This is a genomic window from Pseudomonas turukhanskensis (assembly GCF_027922365.1).
Lineage (GTDB): Bacteria > Pseudomonadota > Gammaproteobacteria > Pseudomonadales > Pseudomonadaceae > Aquipseudomonas > Aquipseudomonas turukhanskensis.
This window is the reverse complement of the sequence record NZ_BSFN01000026.1, coordinates 18697-42640: the sequence shown is the minus strand read 5'-3', so window position 1 is coordinate 42640 and position 23944 is coordinate 18697. Positions and strand designations below refer to the sequence as shown.

The 23944-nt window shown below is 62.3% G+C and carries 24 protein-coding genes and 1 pseudogene; 11 read left to right on the top strand and 14 right to left on the bottom strand.

The window, feature by feature from the left end:
* A pseudogene (locus PKE98_RS24595) lies at positions 1–203 on the top strand (IS481 family transposase); the annotation flags it as partial.
* A gap of 125 nt (positions 204–328) precedes the next feature.
* On the opposite strand, the gene pyk reads toward PKE98_RS24595, so the two are convergent.
* Both pyk and PKE98_RS24585 read right to left on the bottom strand, forming a co-directional pair.
* Positions 329–1780 carry a pyruvate kinase gene (gene pyk, locus PKE98_RS24590; RefSeq protein ID WP_271198077.1) on the bottom strand — a complete coding sequence of 484 codons (1452 nt, stop codon included), beginning with the start codon at positions 1778–1780 and terminating at the stop codon, positions 329–331.
* Between the two features lie 104 nt (positions 1781–1884).
* Positions 1885–2688, bottom strand: coding sequence for a tetratricopeptide repeat protein (locus PKE98_RS24585; protein WP_271198076.1), 804 nt, complete (start codon positions 2686–2688; stop codon positions 1885–1887).
* 156 nt (positions 2689–2844) lie between these two features.
* On the opposite strand from PKE98_RS24585, the gene PKE98_RS24580 reads away from it, so the two are divergent.
* The 3 genes from PKE98_RS24580 to PKE98_RS24570 all read left to right on the top strand — a co-directional run bounded on the left by PKE98_RS24580 (position 2845) and on the right by PKE98_RS24570 (position 4162).
* Complete coding sequence (locus PKE98_RS24580) at positions 2845–3216, top strand: tetratricopeptide repeat protein (RefSeq protein ID WP_271198075.1); 372 nt, start codon at positions 2845–2847, stop codon at positions 3214–3216.
* 106 nt (positions 3217–3322) lie between these two features.
* Positions 3323–3745, top strand: coding sequence for a DUF4124 domain-containing protein (locus PKE98_RS24575; protein WP_271198074.1), 423 nt, complete (start codon positions 3323–3325; stop codon positions 3743–3745).
* Between the two features lie 60 nt (positions 3746–3805).
* Positions 3806–4162: a PilZ domain-containing protein gene (locus tag PKE98_RS24570; protein ID WP_271198073.1), complete on the top strand. Its 357-nt coding sequence runs from the start codon at positions 3806–3808 to the stop codon at positions 4160–4162.
* A gap of 488 nt (positions 4163–4650) precedes the next feature.
* Here the strand turns inward: PKE98_RS24570 and PKE98_RS24565 are convergent, their stop codons facing one another.
* From PKE98_RS24565 to rutR, 8 genes are all read right to left on the bottom strand, one after another.
* Positions 4651–5982 (bottom strand): DUF58 domain-containing protein, encoded by a 1332-nt coding sequence (locus PKE98_RS24565; RefSeq protein WP_271198072.1) that lies wholly within the window; start codon positions 5980–5982, stop codon positions 4651–4653.
* A gap of 10 nt (positions 5983–5992) precedes the next feature.
* Positions 5993–7171 (bottom strand): AAA family ATPase, encoded by a 1179-nt coding sequence (locus PKE98_RS24560; RefSeq protein ID WP_271198070.1) that lies wholly within the window; start codon positions 7169–7171, stop codon positions 5993–5995.
* A 244-nt stretch (positions 7172–7415) separates the two neighbouring features.
* A complete protein-coding gene (locus tag PKE98_RS24555) occupies positions 7416–8189 on the bottom strand; it encodes an outer membrane protein OmpK (RefSeq protein ID WP_271198069.1) in 774 nt (257 codons plus the stop codon).
* 111 nt (positions 8190–8300) lie between these two features.
* On the bottom strand, positions 8301–9227 hold the full coding sequence (locus PKE98_RS24550) for an ABC transporter permease (protein ID WP_271198068.1): 927 nt from the start codon (positions 9225–9227) through the stop codon (positions 8301–8303).
* Positions 9227–10342 carry an ABC transporter permease gene (locus tag PKE98_RS24545; protein ID WP_271198067.1) on the bottom strand — a complete coding sequence of 372 codons (1116 nt, stop codon included), beginning with the start codon at positions 10340–10342 and terminating at the stop codon, positions 9227–9229. The genes PKE98_RS24550 and PKE98_RS24545 overlap by 1 nt, the downstream gene beginning before the upstream one ends.
* Positions 10335–11843 carry an ABC transporter ATP-binding protein gene (locus tag PKE98_RS24540; RefSeq protein ID WP_271198066.1) on the bottom strand — a complete coding sequence of 503 codons (1509 nt, stop codon included), beginning with the start codon at positions 11841–11843 and terminating at the stop codon, positions 10335–10337. Before PKE98_RS24540 ends, PKE98_RS24545 begins: the two co-directional genes overlap by 8 nt.
* Positions 11840–12931, bottom strand: coding sequence for a BMP family ABC transporter substrate-binding protein (locus PKE98_RS24535; protein WP_271198065.1), 1092 nt, complete (start codon positions 12929–12931; stop codon positions 11840–11842). The genes PKE98_RS24540 and PKE98_RS24535 overlap by 4 nt, the downstream gene beginning before the upstream one ends.
* Before the next feature lie 330 nt (positions 12932–13261).
* Entirely contained in the window at positions 13262–13891 is a 630-nt protein-coding gene (rutR, locus tag PKE98_RS24530; protein ID WP_271198079.1) for an HTH-type transcriptional regulator RutR, read from the bottom strand.
* 438 nt (positions 13892–14329) lie between these two features.
* Here rutR and rutA point away from each other — a divergent pair, with 438 nt between their 5' ends.
* From rutA to PKE98_RS24495, 7 genes are read left to right on the top strand one after another with little or no spacing between them, the layout of a single operon-like run.
* Positions 14330–15454, top strand: a complete 1125-nt coding sequence (gene rutA / locus PKE98_RS24525; RefSeq protein WP_271198064.1) for a pyrimidine utilization protein A — start codon at positions 14330–14332, stop codon at positions 15452–15454.
* Complete coding sequence (rutB, locus tag PKE98_RS24520; protein WP_271198063.1) at positions 15451–16200, top strand: pyrimidine utilization protein B; 750 nt, start codon at positions 15451–15453, stop codon at positions 16198–16200. Before rutA ends, rutB begins: the two co-directional genes overlap by 4 nt.
* Positions 16201–16244: 44 nt before the next feature.
* A complete protein-coding gene (rutC, locus tag PKE98_RS24515; protein WP_271198062.1) occupies positions 16245–16637 on the top strand; it encodes a pyrimidine utilization protein C in 393 nt (130 codons plus the stop codon).
* Positions 16634–17437 (top strand): pyrimidine utilization protein D, encoded by an 804-nt coding sequence (rutD, locus tag PKE98_RS24510; protein ID WP_373877915.1) that lies wholly within the window; start codon positions 16634–16636, stop codon positions 17435–17437. The genes rutC and rutD overlap by 4 nt, the downstream gene beginning before the upstream one ends.
* The gene (locus PKE98_RS24505; RefSeq protein WP_271198061.1) at positions 17434–18024 is read left to right on the top strand and encodes a malonic semialdehyde reductase; all 591 of its coding nucleotides are present in this window, start codon (positions 17434–17436) and stop codon (positions 18022–18024) included. Before rutD ends, PKE98_RS24505 begins: the two co-directional genes overlap by 4 nt.
* 29 nt (positions 18025–18053) lie before the next feature.
* Positions 18054–18584 (top strand): NADH-dependent FMN reductase RutF, encoded by a 531-nt coding sequence (gene rutF / locus PKE98_RS24500; protein WP_271198060.1) that lies wholly within the window; start codon positions 18054–18056, stop codon positions 18582–18584.
* A gap of 19 nt (positions 18585–18603) precedes the next feature.
* Entirely contained in the window at positions 18604–19365 is a 762-nt protein-coding gene (locus PKE98_RS24495) for an SDR family NAD(P)-dependent oxidoreductase (RefSeq protein ID WP_271198059.1), read from the top strand.
* Positions 19366–19374: 9 nt separating this feature from the next.
* Here PKE98_RS24495 and PKE98_RS24490 read toward each other — a convergent pair whose 3' ends face one another.
* From PKE98_RS24490 to PKE98_RS24475, 4 genes are read right to left on the bottom strand one after another with little or no spacing between them, the layout of a single operon-like run.
* Positions 19375–20640, bottom strand: coding sequence for a DUF4350 domain-containing protein (locus PKE98_RS24490; RefSeq protein WP_271198058.1), 1266 nt, complete (start codon positions 20638–20640; stop codon positions 19375–19377).
* Complete coding sequence (locus PKE98_RS24485; protein WP_271198057.1) at positions 20637–22226, bottom strand: DUF4129 domain-containing protein; 1590 nt, start codon at positions 22224–22226, stop codon at positions 20637–20639. Before PKE98_RS24485 ends, PKE98_RS24490 begins: the two co-directional genes overlap by 4 nt.
* Positions 22213–23190 carry a stage II sporulation protein M gene (locus PKE98_RS24480; protein WP_271198056.1) on the bottom strand — a complete coding sequence of 326 codons (978 nt, stop codon included), beginning with the start codon at positions 23188–23190 and terminating at the stop codon, positions 22213–22215. The genes PKE98_RS24485 and PKE98_RS24480 overlap by 14 nt, the downstream gene beginning before the upstream one ends.
* On the bottom strand, positions 23187–23918 hold the full coding sequence (locus PKE98_RS24475; protein ID WP_271198055.1) for an RDD family protein: 732 nt from the start codon (positions 23916–23918) through the stop codon (positions 23187–23189). The genes PKE98_RS24480 and PKE98_RS24475 overlap by 4 nt, the downstream gene beginning before the upstream one ends.
* Positions 23919–23944: the final 26 nt, after the last annotated feature.

The following is a 23944-nucleotide window of genomic DNA, read 5'->3' as shown; positions in this document are numbered from 1 at the left end:
CAATCGAATACGAACCGGGCGATCACGTGGTGAAAGTACGCCAGACAGGGCAGGTGTATTTCAAAGGACTGAACGTGTTCGTGAGCGGCGGTTTACATGGGGAAAAAGTCGCCATCCGCGCCACTGCCGAAGATGGCGTCTACGATGTTGTTTTCATCAACAAAGCACTGCGTCAGATAGACCTGAGACAACGGGCAACATGATCATCAACCTGTTACCCATGTCTCCCGACAGGTGTTTACCATGTCCCCCGGCTGAACACTCCGCGCACCGTTGCGATCTCGGCAAGATCGCTTGGTGCGCATAGCACACCCTACAAGAGCAAGCGTCAGACCTGGGGTTCGCCTACATGCAGGATCTTCATGGAGTTGGTGCCGCCGGTGGTGTGGTAGCTATCGCCCTTGGTCAGAATCACCCAATCCCCCGGCTGTACCACGCCGCGTTTCACCAGCTCTTCAATCGCCGCCTCGCTGACCTTGTTCGCCGGCAGCGCCGCCGGGTCGAACGGTACGGTGTACACGCCACGGAACATGGCCACGCGAGCCTGGGTTTCGCGGTGCGGGGTGAAGGCAAAGATCGGCACTTGGGAACGGATGCGCGACATGATCAGCGGGCTGTAGCCGCTTTCGGTCAACGCAATAATCGCTTTCACACCCGGAAAGTGGTTGGCGGTGTACATGGCCGCCAGGGCCACGCTTTCATCGCAACGGGTAAAGGTGTGGCCCAGGCGGTGGCTAGAGCGTTTGTTGGTGGGGTGTTTTTCCGCACCCACGCACACGCGTGCCATGGCCTTCACGGCTTCGACCGGGTACAGGCCGGCGGCGCTTTCGGCCGAGAGCATCACCGCGTCGGTGAAGTCCAGCGCGGCGTTTGCCACGTCTGAAACTTCGGCACGGGTCGGCATCGGACTGCTGATCATCGACTCCATCATCTGCGTGGCGGTGATCACCGCTTTGTTCAGGCGACGTGCGTGCAGAATGATTTTTTTCTGAATGCCCACCAGCTCGGCATCGCCGATTTCCACGCCGAGGTCGCCTCGGGCCACCATCACCGCATCACTGGCGCGGATCAGGCCGTCGAGGGTTTCGTCATCGGCCACGGCTTCGGCGCGCTCGATCTTGGCCACCAGCCAGGCCGTACCACCGGCTTCATCGCGCAGGCGACGGGCCAGTTCCATGTCGGCCGCGTCACGCGGGAAGGACACGGCCAGGTAGTCCAGCTCCATTTCGGCAGCCAGCTTGATATCGGCTTTGTCTTTGGCGGTCAGCGCCGGCGCGGTCAGGCCGCCACCGCGGCGGTTGATGCCTTTGTGGTCCGACAGCGGGCCGCCGACCAGAACGCGGCAGTGCAGTTCGTCGGCGGTGGTGGCTTCCACCAGCATTACCACGCGGCCGTCGTCGAGCAGCAGCTCGTCACCGGTTTTGCAGTCTTTGATCAGGTCCGGGTAGTCGATGCCGACCACGTCCTGGTTGCCGGCATCACGCGGATGGGTGACCGAGAAGCGGAAGCTGTCGCCTTCTTTGAGCTCGATGCGCTTGTCGGTGAACTTGGCAATGCGGATTTTCGGACCTTGCAGGTCGCCCAGCAGGGCCACGAAGCGACCGTGCTTGGCGGCGATTTCACGAACCAGGTTGGCGCGCGCTTTGTGTTCGTCGGGGGTGCCGTGGGAGAAGTTCAGGCGGCATACATCGACGCCGGCGAGAATCAGTTGTTCCAGAACCTCAGGCGAGTTGCTGGCAGGGCCGAGGGTGGCGACGATTTTGGTGCGGCGAAAGGTCATGCGAAAAGACTCCAAAGGGCGAGCAGAAGCCGAGGCTACTATGCCCGTGCGCTGTAGTCATTGTTCCGCTGCACTACCTTCACCTCGGGTTTATGGTGCTGCGCTCAAGGGGTGATGGTGTTCAGCGCGGTATCCAGATGTCGCGCCGTCTTCTCGCGCAGTTCACTGTTGGGGTATTGCGCCAGCAACTGGCGCAGGTACTCGATGGCCTTGTCGCGGCTGGGGTGCGGGTTGTCGGCGGCCAGGTACATCAGCGCCACCTGGTACAGCGCTTCTTCCTTGATGGAAGCCTCCACGGCCGGATCTTTGAGCGCCACGCCGTACAACTCTTCGGCGTCCGGCACGCGGTCTTTGAGCACGGCGCGGCGCGACAGCAAGGTCAGGTCCGGGTCGAGGCTGGCTTTATCGAGGTCCAGGGTCTGGCTTGGTTTCCAGTTGGCCAACAGCTCGCGAGCGGTTTGCTGCAAGGGCTCGTTGGCGCGCTGGTTGATCAGCTCGATGCGCTGCTGGCTGCGGGCAGCCGCGCGGGTCTGGGCAAATTCGTTGTGCACTTTGTAAAAGGTGTTGAGCGCCTTGGTGTCGTCGCGCTGATCATTGAAGCGGCTCATGTATACGAGGCCGATCTGGTACAGGGAAATGGCCCGCACCTCGTCACTTAACTGCTGGTCCTGGTAACCCTTCATATAGGTGGTTTCGGCCGTCGCGCTGGTGCCGTCGCGAATGGCCATTGCGCTGTAAGTCAGCAGGTCGCCTTCATCCTCGATGGCAGCCAGCATGCGGTTGCTTTTCATCTCCTTGGATTCGGCCACGCCCTGGGTGCCCACTTGGGCCAGAAACAGCGGCGTGGTCGGCGCGCAGGCAGCGAGGGAAAAACAGCACAACAGTGGCAGTAGCAGGCGGGCGGGCATGGACGTTCCTTGTTCTTATAGTTGTTGCCGGAGTCTAGTCACGCCACGGCGCAGGACCAAGGGCGCTGGCGCAGTTCCAATCGGAGGATATGCTGCACATTGGCTCTGCAGTTTTTTCAGCGGCTGTCGATACACTCCGTATTGGAGGATATGCCTATGCGAATTTTGCTTATTTTGGTTGGCGCGCTGAGTGTCGCGGGGTGCAACAGCGCCTCGCTGGACTACCACCTGGACAACGCTTACGAGCAGTACAACGCCGGCAATTGCGACAAGGCCATGCTGGAGCTGTCGCAGGCCGAGCGTAGAAGTCGCTCACGCAGCTATGTGCAGCCGGAAATCTCGTTGTTGCGCGGCCAGTGCCTGGAGCGCGAGAACCTGTACATCGATGCAGCCCAGACCTACCAATTCATCATTGGCCGCTACCCGTCGAGCGAGTATGCCTACCGCGCCCGCGCGCGCCTGGACACCTTGCAGCAGCTTGGCCACAAGGTAAACGAACCGGCGAAGGTGTCGGCTGCGCCGCTGTAAGTGGTTAGGTGATGGCATTGTGTTCTTGGCAAGTCCTGAGCATTTGGCGAAGATAGCCCGGCCTGGCGGTGTGCCGGGTATCGGGCTTGATTCAAGGAGGAAAGCCATGCGCGCTGTGCTGTTATGCACGCTGTTGTTGCCGGGGATGGCGATGGCAGAAATCTACAAATGGACCGATGCCCAGGGACAGGTTCATTTCGACCAGCGTTCGGTAGCAGGCGCCACGCCGGTGACGGTCAAACCCCAAGTGATCGAAAGTGACGAGGCCACCCGCCAGCGTCAGCAACGCACCGACAATTTCTATAAAGCCCGTCGCGACGAAGAGGCCGTAGCCCAACAGCGCGAGAGCAAGGCGTATGCGCAGCAGCAACAACTCTGCAGGCGTTTGCGCCATCAGTTGGGGCAGATTGCTGCCGGGCCTTCTTACTATTCGCTCGATGCCAAGGGCGAGCGGGTGTATTACTCGGACCAGGAGCTTGACGCCGCTCGTCGCCAAATCAGCCAGCAAATCGCTCAAGACTGCGACTAAGGCTGGCTCAACCGCGATCCTGAGACCATACTCAAAGGCCGCCCGTAGCGATTTGCCATCATGCGAAGTGAACGCCGAATCGATCGACATCAGTTGCCGTATTACCTGAATGTCTTCAACCGTATAACCGACAAGCCGATGGGCCATATTGGCAATGTGTCGCTGGATGGCTTGATGCTGATCAGCGAGTTGCCGATGTTGGTGGGCGCGCGGTTTGAGATGTGTTTGAAGATTCCTGGGCCCGGTGGGCTGCGGGTGATCAATTTCTCCGCCACCTGCCAGTGGTGCCGGGAGGATGTGACGCCGGGGGGCTGGGATTCGGGGTTTTCTCTGGTGGCGCCGCCGGCGGAGTATGTGGAGATGGTTGATGCTTTGCGTCAGTACTTTACGTTTCAGACGTTAGCTACTCCGGTTTAGTACGGCGATCGTTTTTCTTCTTCATTACCGAGTCTGGTGAGCGTTTTGTTTCGCGCCTTACGCGCGAGTTTCTTTTGGCATTGCCCCAAAAGAAACCAAAAGGTCTAGCCCCCACCTTGGGTCTGCGCTGCGCTCCGACTTCCCTCGCTTCGTCGTCGCTCCAGGGGCCGGGCTGAGGGCCATCCATGGCCCCATCCCTCTTCGCGGCTCCCGGCCGCTACGACCCCTTACGCAACGACTCCACTCGACCTGGCGCTCAAGGGGCGGGCAGATCAAAATCCAAAGCAAAATCACATGCCGGATCAAGATCGAAAGCTCTGTGCTGTAGAGCTTTGGCTCTTTACTGGCATCACGTAAATCGAGATCGCCGAGGCTAAGGTCTGGCAAGGCGCCCCGCAGCGTTTAAGCGCAGCGTACTTTTGTACGTGAGCATTAAACGCGAGGACGCAACGCCGCCAGGCCGACGACTCGTCGATCGGTTGTCACCACTAGAACACGCCTGCTTTTTTCCACGCGAGATACCGCTCGACCAGCTCTGGCCCGAGTTGACTCGGCCGCGCATCCAGCACCGGCACCCCATGCGCGACCAATCGTTCATGCAGCCCGGCGCGGGCGTTGAGGTAGTCCACTGTTCCGCAGTAGGCCAGCGCTTCTTCGTAGGTGTGCACGGGTTCGTGGCGTACCCGGTCGAGCACTTCTTCGCGCAGGCTGGTGATCAGTACGCGGTGGTGGCGGCCCAGGCGTTTGGCGGCGGCCAGCAGTTCTTCGTCGTCTTCGTCGCGCAGGTTGCTGACGATTACCACCAGCGCCCGACGGCGTTGGCGGGCGAGCAGGCTGTCGATGGCGGCGGCGTAGTCGGCAGGGCGTTGGGTGCTTTTCAGGTCGTACACGGTGTTGAGCAGCACGTTCAGGTGCGCCTGGCCTTTGACCGGTGCGAGAAAACGCGGCTGGTCGCTGGCGAAGGTGGCCAGGCCCACGGCGTCGCCTTGGCGCAGGGCGACGTAGCTGAGCAGCAGGCAGGCGTTTAGGGCGTGGTCGAAGTGCGAGAGGTCGCCGTCCTGGCTGCGCATGCGGCGGCCGCAGTCGAGCAGGAAGATGATCTGCTGGTCGCGTTCGTCCTGGTATTCGCGGGCAATGGGGGTGCGTTTGCGCGCGGTGGCTTTCCAGTCGATTTGCCGCAGCGTGTCGCCATCGCGGAATTCGCGCAGTTGCTGAAATTCCTGGCCCAGGCCGCGGCGTTGTTGTTGCCGCACCCCGAGCTGGCCGAGCCAGTCGTCCACACCTTTGAGGCTGGCGTCGTACAGGCGGGCAAAGTCGGGGTAGACGCGGGTGGCGCCGGGCAGTTCAAGGTAGCGCCGGCCTTGCCATAAACGCAGCGGGCTGGGCATTCCCAGTTCGCAGCGGTCGAAGCTGAAGTGGCCGCGTACCAGGGGCCGAACGCGGTAGCTGAACTGGGTCTGCTCGCCAGGGCGCAGTTCGATGCGCTGGGGCAGAAAGTCGACGTCCATACCGACTGGCACATGGTCGAACACGTCCAGTTGCTGGCGGTGTTTGAAGCCATGCTGGGCGAGCAACTGCACTTCGCCCCAACGCCCCAGCGACAGGTTGCCGGGCAGGCTGCGGCTGATCTGCGGCGAAGGCAATTGCCGCAGCCACAGCACATCCAGTGCGCTTACTACCGCCAAGGCAAACAACCCCGCCCACCACAGGGTGTGCAGGGTGGCGGGCACGTGCACGGCCAGCGCATGCACAATGCCCAGCACTACGGCCAGGCTTAGCAGGCCGCCAACCAGCAGTAACAGCAGACGCGTCGGTTTCATTGGGCAAGCTTCATAGACGCGGTGCTGCCACCTGATCGAGCATCTGTTGCAGCACCTGGTCCACCGACAGCCCTTCGATATCCAGCTCCGGCGACAGGCGCACGCGGTGGCGCAGCACGGCCAGGGCGCAGCCTTTGATGTCGTCGGGGGTCACGAAGTCGCCGCCACGCAGCAGTGCACGGGCACGCCCGCCACGTACCAGGGCGATGGAGGCACGCGGTCCGGCGCCGATGGCCAGCCCCGGCCAGCTGCGGGTGGTGCGCGCCAGGCGTACGGCGTAGTCCAGCACCTGTTCGTCGAGGGCCAGTTCACTGGCGATTTTCTGCAGCGCCAGCACGTCCTTGGCTTGCAGCAGCGGGCGCAAGGGCACCACGTCGAGCATGTCGGCGCGCGAGGAGCGGCTGACCTGACGAACCATGCTCAGCTCTTCGTCGATCTGCGGGTAGTCCATGCGCAGTTTCAGCATAAAGCGGTCGAGCTCGGCTTCGGGCAGCGGGTAGGTGCCTTCCTGCTCGATCGGGTTTTGTGTGGCCAGCACCATAAACGGCTGGGCCACCGGCAAGGCGCGACCTTCCAGGGTGACCTGGCGCTCTTGCATCACCTCCAGCAGCGCGGCCTGGGTTTTGGCCGGGGCGCGGTTGATTTCGTCTGCCAGCAGCAGGTTGGTGAACACCGGGCCCTTGCGCAGTTTGAATTGCTCGGACTGCAGGTCGTACACGGCGTGGCCGGTGACGTCGCTGGGCATCAGGTCGGGGGTGAACTGAATGCGCGCAAACTCGCCGCCGAAGCAGCGCGCCAAAGCACGCACCAGCAGGGTTTTACCCAGCCCCGGCACGCCTTCGAGCAGCACGTGGCCGCCGGCGAGCAGGGCCGTGAGTACGTCGTCGATCACGGCGGTCTGGCCGATCAGGGCTTTCTGCAATTCCTGGCGCAGGGCCTGGGCCAGTTGCGTGGCGCGTTGGCGCTGGCTGTTGGCCGGTGCAGCGGCCGGGGCGGGCGCGGGCGGGGGCGTCAGGGCCTCAACGATGGCCGCAGCCGGAGCTGGCGCAGGGGCGGCCGCCAGGGCTTGCGGGTCTAATTCCAATTCGGTGGCAGGGGCAGTGTCGGCGGGGCTGACGGGCTGAGCGGGCGACAATTCGTTGGTGCTGTCCGCAGACTTGTTAACGGTTACAGGCGTTTTATCTTCCATAAATCAACAATTGACCTGATCTGACTTTTTGAGATTTCTGCTGTGCAGAACGAGAGGACTGCCAACCGGGGCGGCATCAATCTACCCTCTCGGCTTGCGTACAGCCAGATGGACCACCTTGAGGTCGCCCATCTTAGCCGCAAGCACCCGGTTTTCGTCCAATGCCAATGTGTCGATTGCTGCCCGTTTTGCAACCACATGCAGTAGCGCAAAAAAAGCCCGTCGGGGTGACGGGCTGGTGTGCTTAGAAGTGCGCCTTTAGCAACAGGCTGATGGCGCTCTGATTGGTGGTGAAGGCCTGGGTGTCCTGGATGCCGTACTTGTCGCTCCAGTAGTCGTACTCCACGCCCACGTAAAACTTCTTGCCCAGCCCCAAACCCTTGGCCAGGTCGTATTTGATCTGCGGGTTGAAGTGCAGGTTGGCGTGGTAGCTGTCGTCGTTGTCCACCACCCAGTCCATGAAACCGTCGATAACCACGTCTGAATTGCCGACCGGCACGGTGTAGCTCCACACCGGTGTCACCTGCCAGACGCCGCTCCCGTCACGTTTGCCGTCGGTTTCGCGGTAGTAGGTGTTGATCTGGAAGTAGTCGAAGCCGGGAATGTTCAAGTCGACGGCCGGGCCGAGCAGGTAGCTTTCGTTGTCGTCTTCGCCGAACTCGTAGGTGGCTGCCAGCAGTACATCCTTGATCGGGCCGAAGGAGAGGTCGGTGCCGGTGACTTTGCCGAACGACAGGCGTGGGCTGATCTCGCCGTAGTAGGTGTGGCCATCGCCGACATTGTTGGTGGCGTCGGTGTTGAATTTGATGCCATCGACGAACACGAACAGGTCGCCAAAACTCCAGCCGCTGGCGTGCTCGAAGGTTACGGTCTGCTGCTTGGGCGGGTCGACCTTGAAGTCGATGCCGTTGAGGTAGGTCAGGCTGTTGTCCTGCCACAGTAGCAGGTCGTCGGCCATGCTCTGCCCGGCCACGAGCATACCGCCTGCCAACATCAGGGAAATGGTGCTGCGCTTCATTGAGGGTGCTCCCGAATAGCGTGTGAAGGGTTATGAGTTGTTGTGTGTGTTGTTTTTAGGCGGTGGCTAAAGAGTGTGGGTAAGGCTGTTATTGGAGTTGTAGTGACACGGTTACCGCCGTTGTTCGCGGATAAAGGGTTCGCCGAGGGCGCCGGGTTGGCTGGCCGATTCGCGACTGCCAAGCGCCACCCAGATCATCACCAGCAGGGTCACCGCATAAGGTGTCATCAGCACGAAGTACTGCGGCAAACGCACACCGGTGGCGGCCAGTTGCGGAATCAGTGCTTCGATGGCGCCGAACAGCAAGGCGCCGGCCAGCGCCCGCCACGGCGACCAGCGCGCAAAGATCACCAGCGACACGGCAATCCAGCCGCGCCCGCCCGTCATGTCGGCAATCCACATCTTGGTGCTCAGCACGGCGATATAGGCACCGGCCAGACCGATCAGCGCCGCCCCGGCAACAATCGCTGCCAGACGGTAGGTGAGCACAGGAATGCCGGCGGCATCGGCCGCTTGCGGGTTCTCGCCAACGGCGCGCAGGCGCAGGCCGGTTTGCGTGCGGTACAGAAACCAGACCACGGCAATGAAGATCAGCACGGTCAGGTACACCAGCGGGTTCTGCACGAAAATCTTGCCCACCAGCGGCAGTTCCGACAGCGGCCACAGCTCGACTGTGTTCAGGCCGCTGACCGGCCGGTTGGTCCAGCCGAACACCGTGCCTGCCAGCCCGGTCAGGCCCTGACAGAAGAACACCAGCGCCAGGCCTGCGATCACCTGGTTAATGCGCAGTACCAGCACCATCAGCGCAAACAGCAGCGACACCGCCCCGGCAGCCACCATCGCCACCAGCAGCGAAACCCCGGCTACGCCGACGCCCAATTGCATACCGATGCCGGCCAGCGCACCGACCAGCATCAAGCCTTCGGCGCCGAGCGCCAGTACCCCGGCACGCTCGGTGAGAATCAGCCCCAGCGCCGCCAGGGCGAAGGGCACGGCGAAATCCGGTGCGTTGCCAAGCCAGTGAGTCAACAGGTCCATCAGCAGTCTCCCGCCTGAATACGCCGCATGCGATGGCGAATGAAAAAGTCCGAGGAGGCCACGCAAATCACCAGAATCGCCTGGATCAGCTGCACCATCGAAAAGGGGATTTGGTAGAAAACCTGCAAGTTGCGCCCGGCGACAAACAGCAAGGCAATCAGCAGGGCGACCACCGTGGCCGCCACCGGGTTATTGCGTGCCAGAAAGGCGATCAGAATTCCGGAGAAACCGTAGCCCTGATAGAACGATTGGGTCAGTCGGCCTTCCTGGCCAGCGGTCACCACAAAACCGGCGAGCCCGGCCAGGGCGCCGGACAGCAGTACCGTGGCGACGATCATCTTGCGCACTGGCACGCCAACCGCACCTGCCACCCGTGGGTTGGCATCGACGAAACGCAGGTACAGCCCCGCCCGCGAAATGCCGACGAACCACAAGGTGATGGCGGTGATCACCAGGGCCATGAGAATGGCCACGTTATAGCCGGCGAGGAAATCCGGCAGGCGCTCGAAGCTTTGCAGCGGCGGTGAGTAGGGGAAGTTGTCGCGCGGGTCTTTCCAACTGCCGTACACCAGGTGCAGGAGGAAGTTGGCGGCGATGTAATTGAGCATCAGCGTGGAGATGATTTCATTGACCTTGAGGTGCAGCTTCAAAAGCACAGGGGTCAAGGTCCAGAGCATGGCGCAGAGCATTGCCGTGAGCATCATCAGCGGCAGGCGCAGGGCATGCGGGCCAATATCGAACAGCGAAATTGCCGTGGCACCGATGGCGCCCCAGATCATCTGGCCTTCCAGGCCCAGGTTCCAGAAGCGGGCGCGAAAGGCCATGCAACCGGCCAGGCCGACCATGATCATCGGCGCCGCCTGAAACAATACGGCTCGCAGGTTCTGTGCATCGAACAGGGTCTGCACGACAAACTCGTTAAGCAGCTCCTGCGCCGGCACGCCGGCGCCGACCAGAATCAGCGCGCAGATCGCCAGGCCGAACAGCAGCGCCAGGCCGATCACCAGCGCCTGCCAGTGCATGGCCATCTGCTGCCGGGTTTCGAGGGTGTAACGCCGGCCGAACAGCGGTTGCCGCGTGCTGACCGTGGGCTGAGGCAGGGTTGTGTCAGTCATGGCTCACCATTGCTTTACCAATTGCCTGGCGGTCGGCCGGGTGCTCGAATTCGGCGACGATGCGTCCGCTGTTCATCACACCGATGCGGTCGGCCAGGGTCAGGACTTCGTCGAGGTCTTCGCTGATCACCAGCACCGCGGCGCCGGAGTCGCGGGCGGCACGCAGGCGCGCATGCACGGCTTGCGTCGCACGCACATCCAGGCCGCGGCTCGGGCTGTGCACCACCACCAGTTGCGGGTCGCGGCTGAACTCGCGGGCAATCACCAGTTTTTGTGCGTTGCCGCCGGAGAGCAGCGCCGCGTTCTGCTCCAGCGAGCGTACGCCCTGTACGTCGAATGCTTGCACCGCGGCCGCTGCATCGCTGCGCATACGTGTGCCGAGCAGGCGCCAGAACGAGCCATAGCGCCCGCCATGCACCTGGCCGATGGCAAAGTTTTCGACCACGCTCAGCGAGCCCGCCAGGGCGGCGCCGTAACGGTCGGCCGGAATGCAGGCAATGCGCAGCTCGCGGCGCTGCTCCGCGCTGGCGCCGCGCAGGTCGCCGAAGCTCTCCAGGTGAATCTCGCCCTCGGTTGGCTGCGGCAGGCCCATCAGCGCATTGGCCAACTCGCCCTGACCATTGCCGCCCACCCCGGCGATGCCATAAATCTGCCCCGCGTGCAGGCTGAGATTCACCCCCGCCAGCGGTCCGCTGCCGGTCGGGCTGCGCAGCTCGCGTACCTGCAGCCGTAGCGGCCCGGCCGGCGGGCCGGGTGTGTAGCCGGCCTGGGCTGATTCACCGACAGTCAGGCGCACCAGCTCATCAACGCTGACGTGTTGTGGATTGAGGGTCTGGATGGTTTTGCCGCCACGCATCACCGTAACGCGGTCGGCGAAGCGTTTGACGTCGGCCATCTTGTGCGTCACCAGCACCACGGCAGCGCCTTGCTGGGCGAACGTCTGCACCGTGCTGAGCAGGCGTTCGGCTTCCTGATCGGTGAGCACCGCTGTCGGTTCGTCGAGAATCAGAATGCGCGCACCGGCCAGCAGCACCTTGAGGATTTCCACGCGTTGCTGTTCGGCAATCGACAACTGCTCCACGGGCTGACGCGGGTCGAGGACAAAACCCAGCTCCTGCGCTTTAGCACTGATCTGCTGCTCCAGCGCCTGCAAGCGCGTGCGGTAACTGCCCGGTTCCGCGGGCAGGCCGAGCAGAATGTTCTGCGCCACGGTGAAGGGTTTCACCAGCTTGAAATGCTGATGCACCATGCCGATCTGGTAGCGGCTGGCGTCCCGCGGGCCGCTGAGCCGCACCAGGTTGTCATCGACCATTAGGCTGCCGGTCTCCGGCGCGTACAGGCCGGCGGCAATGTTCATCAGCGACGACTTGCCGGCGCCGTTCTCGCCCAGCAGGGCGTGCACTTCGCCCCAGCAGGCGGTGAAGTGCGCGTCCGTGAGCGCCTGGAAACCGTCGAACGACTTGTTGATGCCGCTCAGTTGCAGGGCGTTGACCTGTTTCATTGCTGGGTCTTCACGCCTTTGACGAACCAGTCCATTTTCCACAGATCGGCATCCGGCATGACCTGGCCGGCGGCGATGCGTTCTTTGCCGTCACGGTCGCTGAGCGGGCCGCTGTAGAGAATTTTTTTTCCGGCCAGCAACTGGGCACGCTCGGCCTCGATTTTTGCGCGGTTGGCGGCGGAAATGATCGGGTCTTTGGTCAGGCTGATGTCGGTACCGCCTTCCTGCATCGACAGCAGGGCGCCGGTGGCCGAGGGCTGCCAGTTACCGGCGATGACTTTCTTCAGCTCCGGCGCCAGGAAGCGGTCCCACACCCACATCGATGAACACACAGTGGCTTTGGGGGCGAACTCGCTGAGGTCGCGGTGGTAACCGGTGCCATGCACACCGCGCTCCTGGGCCACCAACTGCGGGGTCGGGCTGTCAACGTGCTGACCGATCACATCGGCACCGTTGTCGATCAGGGCCATGGTGGCGGCGCGTTCTTTTACCGGGTCATTCCAGGCGCCGGTGTACACCACATTAACGGTCGCTTCAGGGTTGATTTGCTGAGCGCCCAGTTCGAAGGCGTTGATGGTCCAATTCACCTGGCCAAAGGGGTTGGCTGCGACGAAACCCAGCTTGCCGGACTTGGACGCAGCAGCGGCCGCCATGCCACACAGGTATTGGCTTTCGTAGGTGCGGCCGTAAAAGGATTCGAGGTTAGCGGCGTTGGTTGTACCCGAGCCATTGAGAAAGGCGACATCAGGGTATTTTTTGGCCAATTCCAGGAATGTATCGGAGTAGCCAAACGCCGTGCCGATGATCACGTTGGCGCCGCGGGCAATCAGGCGATCCACTACCGGGGTAATTGCCGCAGCGTTTTCCGGCACGCTTTCGACGAACTGAATTTTCTGATCGAGCTCGGTTTCCAGTTTTTGCCGTGCTTCATCAAACGCCTGGGTCCAGCCGCCATCGTTGCGTGGGCTGATGTACACCATGGCGATCTTCGCCGGCGCCTTGAGCGTCAGCCCTTCGGCCTGCGCATTGCCGACGGCACCCAGCAGAACAGCCGCACACACAGTCCCCTGCAAAACATTCCTGAACATACGTAGTTTTCCTGTTGGTAGGCGAATGATCGACAGCACGAGGCTGATCCCGCTGGCCATGGGCTCAGCATGGCAATGGCGATAGCAGCTTCCGTGCCATAAAAATAAAGCGTTTATTTACAGTGGGTTGTGGTTTGCCTAACACAAAAACGGATCAAATGGTCTGATCTAGAGCACTTAGTTTGTGCGTCGCGCACGGGAAACGGGCGGGGTGGGGCGGGAGGCGTTTCGGGGAGGTCAAAAGCATCGCGGCTGAAGCTGCTCCTACGAGATTGCACCTTCGGTAGGAGCGGCTTCAGCCGCGATTGCCGCAAAGCAGAAAACCCGCTATCAGCGCGGGCGCACACCTTCGCAGATCAGGTTCTGCAGGTTGCACAACACGTGGTCAAAGAACACCGGATCAGCCAGGGTTTTCCCGGTGATGGCCTGCACCTGGGTACTGAAGTCGGCGTAATGCTGGGTGATGCTCCAAATCGAAAAGATCAGGTGATAGGGATCGAGTGGTGCCAGGCTACCGGCATCAATCCACTGCTGAATCACCGCCACCTTGTTGGCCACCAGCGGCTGCAGTTGTTGTTGCAGTTGGGCTTTTATCAGGGGCGCCCCTTGCATGATTTCCATGCAGAACAGCTTCGACTCGGCGGGGTGATCACGCGACAGTTCCAGCTTGGCGCGAATGTAGCGGCCAATCACATCCAGCGGCTGCTGCTCGGCATCGAAGTCACCCAGCGGCAGTAGCCAGATCTCCAGCAGATGCTGCAGCACATTGGTGTACAGCTCTTCCTTGCTGGAGAAGTAATAAAGCAGGTTGGTCTTGGAGACATCCGCCGCCACTGCCACCTGATCCAGGCTGGTGCCGTGCATGCCGAACTGCGAAAACAGGCCAAGGGCAGCCTGAATGATCGACTCACGCTTGTTCTTTATTTGCAGCTCACGGCGCTGTTCCGATTTCGCGCTCATGGTGCGCGCCACCTTGGCCTTGACGCCGGCCGCAGGCTTGTCGGCCTTGGCGCCGAGTTTCTTGGCTGGTGCTTTTTTCTTCGCTGGCTTGCCAGGGCCTGCCACGTCTTCGATGGATTTACTTTTCACTAACTGAGCCGCCAAACGAATCGATAGGCGAGTGTATCAGGCTTGGCCGTGGACGCAGGACGGGGGCGCGTACACCGATGCGCCTGCACGTGCCTGAGGTGATAAATGCCCCAAGCCGGCTCGTTGGCGCATCACAATCGGGCATGTTTGAAGAATCAAATGGTTCAAAACAGACCATTTGGTCTGAAACAAATCCGAATAATTAAATAAGTATTTGAAAAGTAACCATAAAAAATAACTGGCATGACGCATGCAAACGCTTCGTTCGACACGCATCCAGGTGGATGCCCGAGACGAATGGAGACGGTTATGAAGGTTGGTATCTTTATCCCTATTGGCAACAACGGCTGGCTGATTTCGCAAAACGCGCCGCAGTACAAGCCGACATTCGAACTGAACAAGCAGATCACCCTGGCGGCCGAGCACTATGGTTTCGACTTTGCCCTGTCGATGATCAAGCTGCGCGGTTTCGGCGGTAAAACCGAATTCTGGGACCACAACCTAGAGTCCTTCACGCTGATGGCGGGGCTGGCGGCAGTCACCAGCCGTATCCAATTGTTCGCCACCGCTGCTTCGCTGGTAATGCCGCCTGCCATCGTGGCGCGAATGACCTCCACCATTGATTCGATTGCCAATGGCCGCTTCGGCGTCAACCTGGTCACCGGCTGGCAGCGGCCCGAGTATTCGCAGATGGGCATGTGGCCCGGCGACGAATTCTTCTCCAACCGCTACGACTACTTGTCCGAATACATCCAGGTGCTGCGTGACCTCTGGGGCACCGGCAAGTCCGATTTCCAAGGCGCGCATTTCCATATGGACGACTGCCGCCTCAGCCCGCAGCCGCAGGCCGACATCAAGGTTATCTGCGCCGGGCAAAGCGATGCCGGCATGGCCTTTTCGGCGCAGCATGCCGACTACAACTTCTGCTTTGGCAAAGGTGTGAATACGCCAAAAGCCTTTGCTCCGGCTGCACAAAAACTGATTGAGGCAACCCAGGTGACCGGCCGTGACGTCAGCACCTTTGTGCTGATGATGGTGATCGCCGACGAAACCGACGAGGCCGCCCGCGCCAAGTGGGACCACTACAAAGCCGGCGTCGATGAAGAAGCCGTGGCCTGGCTGGGCGTGCAGGGTGCGGTGGATAAAACCTCCGGCGCCGACACCAATGTGCGGCAAATGGCCGACCCGACCTCGGCAGTGAATATCAACATGGGCACCCTGGTCGGTTCCTATGCCAGCGTCGCGCGCATGCTCGATGAAGTGGCCGAAGTGGAAGGCACCGAAGGCGTACTGCTGACCTTCGACAACTTTGTTGAAGGTGTCGAAGCATTCGGCCAGCGCATCCAGCCGTTGATGAACAGCCGGGTCGAGGTCGCCACGCCGGTGCCGACCCAGGTTGGCGCCGTGCAGGCGGCGGTGGGGGCGGCATCATGAGCGCGGAAAAAAACGTCACCCTGACCTCAACCACCCCGGCCGGCATTGCCCAAGTGCCCGGCGCCGGTGCGGCCATTGTGTTGCCGGCGCGCCCGGAGCCGCTGTACCTGCACGCCTCCAACACGGCCTTGATCGTGGTCGACATGCAAAATGCCTATGCCTCGCTCGGCGGTTATGTCGACTCGGCCGGCTTTGATATTTCCGGCGCCCAGGGCGTCATCGCCAAGGTCGGCGACGCGATTCGCGCGGCGCGTGCTGCAGGCATCTGCGTGGTTTATCTGCAGAACGGCTGGGACAGCGACTACGTCGAAGCCGGCGGCCCGGGCTCGCCGAACTGGTACAAATCCAACGCCCTGAAAACCATGCGCAAGTTCCCCGAACTGCAGGGCCGCTTTCTCGCCAAGGGCGGCTGGGACTACCAGATCGTCGACGAACTGGCCCCGCAGCCGGGCGACATCGTGGTGCCCAAGTCGCGCTACAGCGGCTTCTTCAACAGCGCCCTGGACAGCACCCTGCGCGCACGCGGCATCCGCAATCTGGTGTTTACCGGTATCGCCACCAACGTTTGCGTGGAGAGCACACTGCGCGACGCGTTCCACCTCGAATACTTCGGCGTGATGCTCGAAGACGCCACCCACGAACTGGGCGGCGAGCGCATTCAGGCCAGCACGGTTTACAACGTGGAAAGCTTCTTCGGCTGGGTGTCCACGGTGCAGCAGTTCGTCAGCAGCGTTTCGGCGCACTAAGCGTCGTACGGATTTTTCTACCCACTCACAACGAGAGAACCGCCATGCCTAAACAAGTGATCATTCCCGCCGGTACCGGCAAACCGCTGGCCCCTTACGTGCCGGGCACCCTGGCCGACGGCATTTTGTATGTATCCGGCACGCTGCCGTTCGACAGCGAAAACAACGTAGTGCACGTCGGCGATGCCGCTGCACAAACCCGCCACGTGCTGACCATTATCAAGGGCGTGGTCGAGGCCGCCGGCGGCACCATGGACGACGTCACCTTCAACCACGTGTTCCTGAAAAACTGGGACGACTACGCCGCCATCAACGGCGTGTACGCCGAGTTCTTCCCAGGCGAAAAACCGGCCCGCTACTGCGTGCAGACCGGCCTGGTGAAACCCGATGCGCTGGTGGAAATCGCCAGCGTTGCGCACGTCGGCAAAGCGCAGTGAACAGCGCCCTGTACCACGAGGTTCACGGGCCTGCCGGTGGGCAGGCGGTGCTGCTGTCGTCCGGGCTCGGCGGGTCGGCGGGCTACTGGACGGGGCTGATTCCGGTGCTGGTCGAGGCGGGCTACAAGGTCATCGCCTATGACCAGCGCGGCACCGGCCGCAGCCGTGAGGCGCTGCCGGCGCACTACAGCATTGCTGACATGGCCGCCGATATTGGCGAGGTGCTGGAGGCCACGCACACCCGCGCCTGCCACCTGATCGGCCATGCGCTCGGTGGGCTGGCCGGCTTGCAGCTGGCGCTCGATTTCCCCGAGCGCGTGCGCAGCCTGACCCTGATCAACGCCTGGGCTGCACCCAACCCACATTCGGCGCGCTGCTTCGAGGCGCGCCTGGCGCTGCTCGACGCCGTCGGCCCGCGCGCCTATGTCGAGGCGCAGCCGATTTTTCTCTACCCCGCCAGCTGGTGTGCAGCCCATGCCGAGCAGGTGCAGGCCGAGGTCGACCACGCCGCCGCGCACTTCCCAGGCGCCGCCACCATGAAGGCGCGCATTGCCGCGCTGCGGCGCTTCGATATCAGCGCGCGGCTCGCCGAGATCGGCGTGGCCACGCTGGTGTCGGTGGCCAAGGACGACGTGCTGGTGCCCTGGACCTGCTCGCAGCAGCTCGCCGAGGGCTTGCCCAACGCGCAGTTGCACAGCGTCGACCATGGCGCCCATGCCCACAACATTACTGCCGCCAGTGCGTTCAATGCGCGCTTGCTGACCTTTCTTGCCGCTCAGTCACAGGTACTTGAACCATGAGCCAACCCCTGCATGATGCCGCGCTGGCCAGCCTGTTCAGCGCCGCCCGCAGCCACAACGGCTGGACCGACCAGCCCATCGCTGACGATGTACTGCGCCAGCTGTACGACCTGATGAAAATGGCGCCTACCTCGGCCAACTGCTCGCCTGCACGGTTTGTATTTCTGCGCACGCCAGCCGCCAAGGAGCGCCTGGCGCCAGCGCTGTCCAAGGGCAACCTGGAAAAGACCATGACGGCGCCGGTCAGCGTGATCGTTGCCTGGGACACGGCGTTCTACGAGCACCTGCCCGCACTGTTTCCGCATGCCGACGCCAAGAGCTGGTTTACCCACAGCCCCGAGGCCGCGCACGAAACCGCCTTTCGCAATGGCTCGCTGCAGGGCGCGTACCTGATCATGGCCGCCCGCGCGCTGGGGCTGGACGTGGGCGCGCTGTCCGGCTTCGACACCCGCCAGGTCAACGCCGAGTTCTTCGCCGGTAGCACCTGGACCGCCAACTTCATCGTCAACCTCGGCTACGGCAACCCGGAGAAACTCTTCGGCCGCTTGCCGCGCCTGGCCTTTGAAGACGCCTGCCAACTGCTCTGAAACCAACCCGAAAAATGCGGTGAACGATCATGTCCAGCAACCTTGCCCAAACGTTCTGCCCCCCGGCGGCCGATGCCCCCAGCAAAGCCGACTTTCGCAGTGCCATGGCGCGCCTCGGCGCTGCCGTCAATATCATCACCACCGACGGCCCGGCGGGCCGCGCGGGCTTTACCGCCTCGGCGGTGTGCAGCGTCAGCGATGAGCCGCCGAGCCTGCTGGTGTGCCTGAACCGCAGCGCCTCGGTGTACGAAACTTTCAAGCGCAACGCGGTGCTGTGCGTCAACGTGCTGGGCGCCGGCCATCAGGACATTTCCAATCTGTTCGGCGGCAAGACCTCGATGGCTGAGCGCTTCGCCGCCGCTAGCTGGCAGACCGGCGTGTCCGGCTCGCCGGTAATGGAACAGGCCAGCGTGTCCTTCGATTGCCGCCTGCGGCAGATCACCGAAGTCGGCACTCACGACGTGCTGATCTGTGACGTGCTGGCCATCCACAGCAGCGCACAGGCGCACAGCCTGATTTATTTCAATCGCCAGTATCACGAGCTGCAGGCCAGCTGCTGAACGCGCCGATGAGGATGTCATGAGCCACGTTGTTTTTATCACCGGCGCCACGTCCGGTTTCGGCCGCGCTACGGCCCGGCGTTTTGCCGCAGCCGGCTGGACGCTGATTATCACAGGGCGGCGCCTGGAGCGGCTGTTGGCGCTGCAGGATGAACTGAGCGCGCAGGTGCCGGTGCACGTCGTCCAGCTGGATGTGCGTGACGCCGACGCCGTGCAACAAGCCGTCGCCACCTTGCCGCCCGGCTTTCAACGCATTCGCGCGCTGATCAACAACGCCGGCCTGGCACTCGCGCCGCAGCCGGCGCAAACCGTGGCCTTGCCCGACTGGCACACCATGATCGACACCAATATTACCGGTCTGGTCAACGTCACCCATGCGCTGCTGCCCAGCCTGCTGGAAACCGGCCAGGGCGCGAGCATCGTCAATATCGGTTCGGTGGCAGGCGCGTGGCCGTACCCGGGCGGTCACGTGTATGGCGCGAGCAAGGCCTTCGTCCAGCAGTTCAGCTACAACCTGCGCTGCGACCTGATCGCCAGCGGCGTGCGGGTGACTGATATCGCCCCCGGCATTGCCGAAACCGAGTTCACCCTGGTGCGCACCCACGGTAACCAGGCCGCTTCGGACGCCCTGTACGGCAGCACCACGCCCCTGACTGCCGAAGACGTTGCCGAGCAGATTTTCTACGTCTGCAACCTGCCCGATCACATCAATATCAACCGCCTGGAAGTGGTGCCCACACGTCAGGCCTGGGCGGCATACGCCATCGATCGCGACGCCTAGAGACGAGGCTTACAAGGCATTCCTGAGGGTTTGCAGGTGGGCGACCTGACGGGTGAATTCGGTGGCGGACATTCGCTGTGTTGGCAGCGGGCGCATGGCTTGGCTAATGGCACTGCTAGGTAAGCGACTGAGGCGGCCAAGGATTTGCCACTGCGTGGCAATATCCAGGCGTTCAAAACCGGGGTGTCGGCGCCGTGCCTGGCGCTGGATATCCCGTTGCAAACCTTGCAGCAAACTCTGTGGGCCGCTGGTGCGGCGCAGGAAGTCAGCGCTGGCGCGCAGGTGCTCTTGCAGTTGCCGACGGGCCAGGTTGGCCGGTGCCAGCAACGGCCCCTGGCGGCGGCCATTGGCCCACAGCACCAGTACGATCAGCAGCGCCAGGGCGGCCAGTGCTTCCGGGAAGTTGCGCCACAGCAGGGTGAGCAGGTCGTCGCGGTCGGCGCGGTAGAGCAGGGTGACTTTGCTGTCCTGGGTCAGGTACCAGAGCAGCCAGGCGTTGTCGTAATCGGCAATTCCGTCGTTCTGCCAGATCCAGGTGTCGGTCAGTACTGTCACCAGGCCGTCGCCGTAGTTCAGCTGCAGCATATGGGTGGAGTCGGCACTGTTGGCCCAGGCCTGGGCCTGGTTCTTGGCGTCGAACAGGTGGTAGTCGGTATCGAAGTTGACGTACGCCGGCGCTTCTTCGTTTTCCAGATACAGCTTGGTCAGCGACGGATAACGGTCGAGGTCTGCATCGCTGTGCTCTTCTCCGGGCACCGGTGTTTCGGCAGCCGATTCATCGCTGGGTTCGTCGCTTTCTTCGCTTTGCTCACTGTCCTCATCGCCTTCGGCCTTGGCGTCGGTGTCCTTGTCGAGGTCTTCGGTAAGCAATTGGTGAATGCCCAGTTTGTCGAGCAGCAGGTCGTCGCTTTTGCCTTCTTCTTCGTCCCACAACGACTCGGCGACCACCAGTACATGCCCGCCCTTGGCGGTCCAGGCCAGCACGTTTTCGGTCTGGCGTGGCGTCATGTTTTCGCGGCTGGCCAGCAGCAACAGGGTGTGGCCCTGGCTGGGCAAGGTGCTCAGCACATGCACGTTGTCGGCACGCTGCACGCTGATGTTGCGTTCCTTGAGAAAGCTTTCGGCCGCCAGGTACGGGTCGGCGCCCACTTCCGGCGAGGGGCCGTGTTTGATTTCTTTCTGGTACGGGGTGACTTGGCTCAGCACATACACGGCCGTCAAACCCAGCAGCAGGAAAAGTACCGCCCCGAGGGCGAACGCGGTGCGCCTGGTCATGCCTGCGCTCCCGTCTGGAACAACCGCCGCCAGCCTTCACATAGCCCGCGTTTGAGGCTGTCCGGCGGCGCCTGATGGCCATAGGCAAGGTTTTGCCAGTGGCGCGTGAGCACCTGGGTAAAGCGGCTCAGGTCATTGTGTTCAAGGTTGAGCACCAACTGCTGCACTTCGCCTTCGGTGTGCGAGCCTTTGAGCGGCAGGTGGTAGTCGTGCAACAGGCGGCTGAGCAGGGCGCGGTACAGCAGGCCGAGGGCTTCGCGCGGCTGTTCAGCCCATAGGCGTTCGACTGCGCTGGCGACGTCTTCGGGCAGGCTTTCGGGGGCCACGTCCAGGCCGAACAACATGCTCGGCACTTCGCGTTTCTGCCGTTTGGGCAGCGACAGGCGCCCGGTAAAGATGGTCAGCCACTCGCGGTAACGCCAGATCAACAGCGCAACCAGGGCAATCACGGCGCCCCAGAGCACGACCTCGACCACCACAGCCACCCACTTCAAGCCCTGCCAGGCCTCGATCAGTTTTTTCAGGCCATCGACCAGCGCCGAGTCAGAACTGCTGTCTTTCTTTTTCTCTGCTTTTTTGCTGTCTTCACCGAAGCGCCAACGGGTCACCGTCTCGCGGTTTTCGAAGGGCGGCTGGTCGAGAATCTTGTCGATACTGGCTTGTGCGGCCTTGCTGGTCAGGGACTGGTTCAGCAGGCGGTCCTTGCTCGGGCCGACGGGGTCGTCAAAAGGTATCGGGCAGCTGCCGACGGGCTCGGGTTTGTCGGCGGCCCAGGCCGCGTTGGGCATTTGCAGCAGCAAGGCAGCAAAGCCGAGTACCAACACATAGGCGATGCCGGTCAGGCGTTGGCGCAGGCGGCGGAAGGTCAGTTCGATGTCCCAGCTTTCCAGCGTGGTGCGCCGGTTCAGGTAAAGGGTGAAGCCGCAGGCGACGTAAATGGGTTCCCACACCGCCAGTACCAGCACGTAGCCGGCGTTGGACAAGTGCTCCAGCCACAGCCATTGCCCGGCTTGCGGGTTGATCAGGCTTTGCCAGTCCCAGTCGGTTTTCATCTGTTGCGGCAGCAGCAGGTAAAACAGCGCGCTCAGGCCCAGTACCAAGGCGCTTTCCACATGCACGCCGAGCACCGTCAGCCACGTGGCAGCGCCGGTGCTGCGCTGGCCAAGCACCACCAGGCGCTTGCTGCGGGCCTCGCCGTTCAGGCCTTCGAGTTGCATGACCGGCAAGTCGAAGCTGCGGGTCAGGCTCAGGCGGCGCCAGGTCAGGCTTTTTACTAGTTGGGGTTTGAGCAGACGTGGCCAGGCTTTGACGGCCTGCTTCACGCTTGGCACATTGCCAAACAAGGCCTGGGACAGCACGTGCAGCGGCAGGCGGTCGAAGGCCGGTTTGAGCAACCAGAACAGAAATATCGACAGGCTGGGGAATTGCCACAACACCGCAGTGAGCAACACAAACACCGGCACGGTAATCACCAACCAACTGCAGAACAGCAGGCGCAGGTGTTGGCGCGCCAGCAGCACGCCGAGGTCGATGGCTTCCCAATTGCTGCGCGGGCGAATCGCTACGCTGGCATCAGTCAGGCGCATGGGCACCCCGGCCGGCAAACACGAAATAGCTCAACACGAAGGTCCACAACCCGGCACCCACGATGTATTTCACCAGCGGCGTGGTGAAGGTCATCGACGACCAGTACGCCTCGATAAACGCGGCGATCAGCAAAAACAGAATCACCCCGGCCACCAGCTGCACGGCGCGCCCGGCAGCCAGGCGCAAGGCTTCGGCACGGGTAAAACGGCCCGGCGCCAGCAGCGCCCAGCCCATCTTCAGGCCGGCCGCGCCAGAGAACACGATGCCGGTGAGTTCGAAGGCGCCATGGCCAATCACAAACGACCAGAAGGTTTCGGTGTAACCCACTTGTGTCAGATGGCCGGCCACGGCGCCGATGGTCAGGCCGTTGAAAAGCAGGAAAAACAGGCTGCCCAAACCAAACAGCAACCCACTGGCAAAGGTCTGAAAGGAGATGCCGATGTTGTTCATGATGTAGTAGCCGAACATCATCCAGTCGTCACCGGCGTCGCGTTCACTGCGGCCGATGCGCCGCGCTTCGGGGTCGTACATGCGCTCCATGTCGGAAACCTGATCGGGGGCCATCACGCTGTAGATTAGGTCGGGAAACACATACACCAGCACGCCCATCAGAATCAGGCTGCCGAAAAACATCAAGGTCGCCAGCAACACCGTGCGCCATTCCTCACGCACCAGCCGGGCGAAGCCGCCGAGCACAAAGGCAATGATCTGCGCGCCCAGGTGGCTGCGGTGGCGGTAGAACTGCTGATGGCCGCGCATGGCCAACAGTTGCAGCTGATCGATCAGGTGGCTGCTGTAACCGCGCTCCTGGGCCAGGGCCAGGTGATGGCACAGGCGGCGGTACTCGCCGGCAAATGTCTGGCTGGCCTGGCGGTCGGCTTTGCCGCGCTCCAGGGCATCGAGCAGGCTGGTAAAGCGCTGCCAGTCGGCTTGATGGCGGGTTTCGAACAGGCTCTGTTTCATACCGGCCCCCGCAAACCACTGGCAATGCGGTTGAGCTGGTGTTCGGCCTGGTCAGCCGGCACCTGCAACGGCTCGGCGAGAATGGCCGCCAGTTCCTGGCGCCGCGCGGCCGACAGTTCGGCTTGCCGTTCACTGAAACCCATCAACGCGCGCTGTTCATTGAGGCTTAACGGGAAGGGCGCGCGCAGCGGTTCGGCAGCCACCAGCGGCGGGCGTTGCAACGCTGTGTCGCGGTACACCACCAGGCTGCCGGCGGCCAGATCGCCCAGGCGTTTGAAGGTGCCGCTGTACAGGCAACTGAGAATGCCGAAGGCATAGGCAAAGGGCAGCACATCGACAAACCGCAGCAAGTTGCGCGTCAGCGAAGCCGCCCAGCCAATTGGCGTGCCGTCGTCATGCACCACCCGCAGGCCCATGTACTGCTTGCCCGGCGAACGCCCCTGGTTGAGCACCTCGAAGAGCACCATGTACCACCAGTTCACCAGGAAAAACATGATGGCGCCCAGGCCCATGCCGAGTTGCCCAAGCAGGCTAAGCAGGAAAAACCCCACGCCCAGAATCAGCCCGCGAATCGCCAGGTCGATGGCAAATGCCAGGGCGCGCACCAGCAAGCCGGCAGGGCGCATCACCAGGTCGATACCTTCCGGGGTTTCCACATGAAAGCGGGTATCCAGCAGGGTGCCAGGCACCGGTGTTGTCTGGATAGCAGGGGCGGGGGAGTGGGGCATTGGCGCACTGCGTCGAGGAAAGCCCG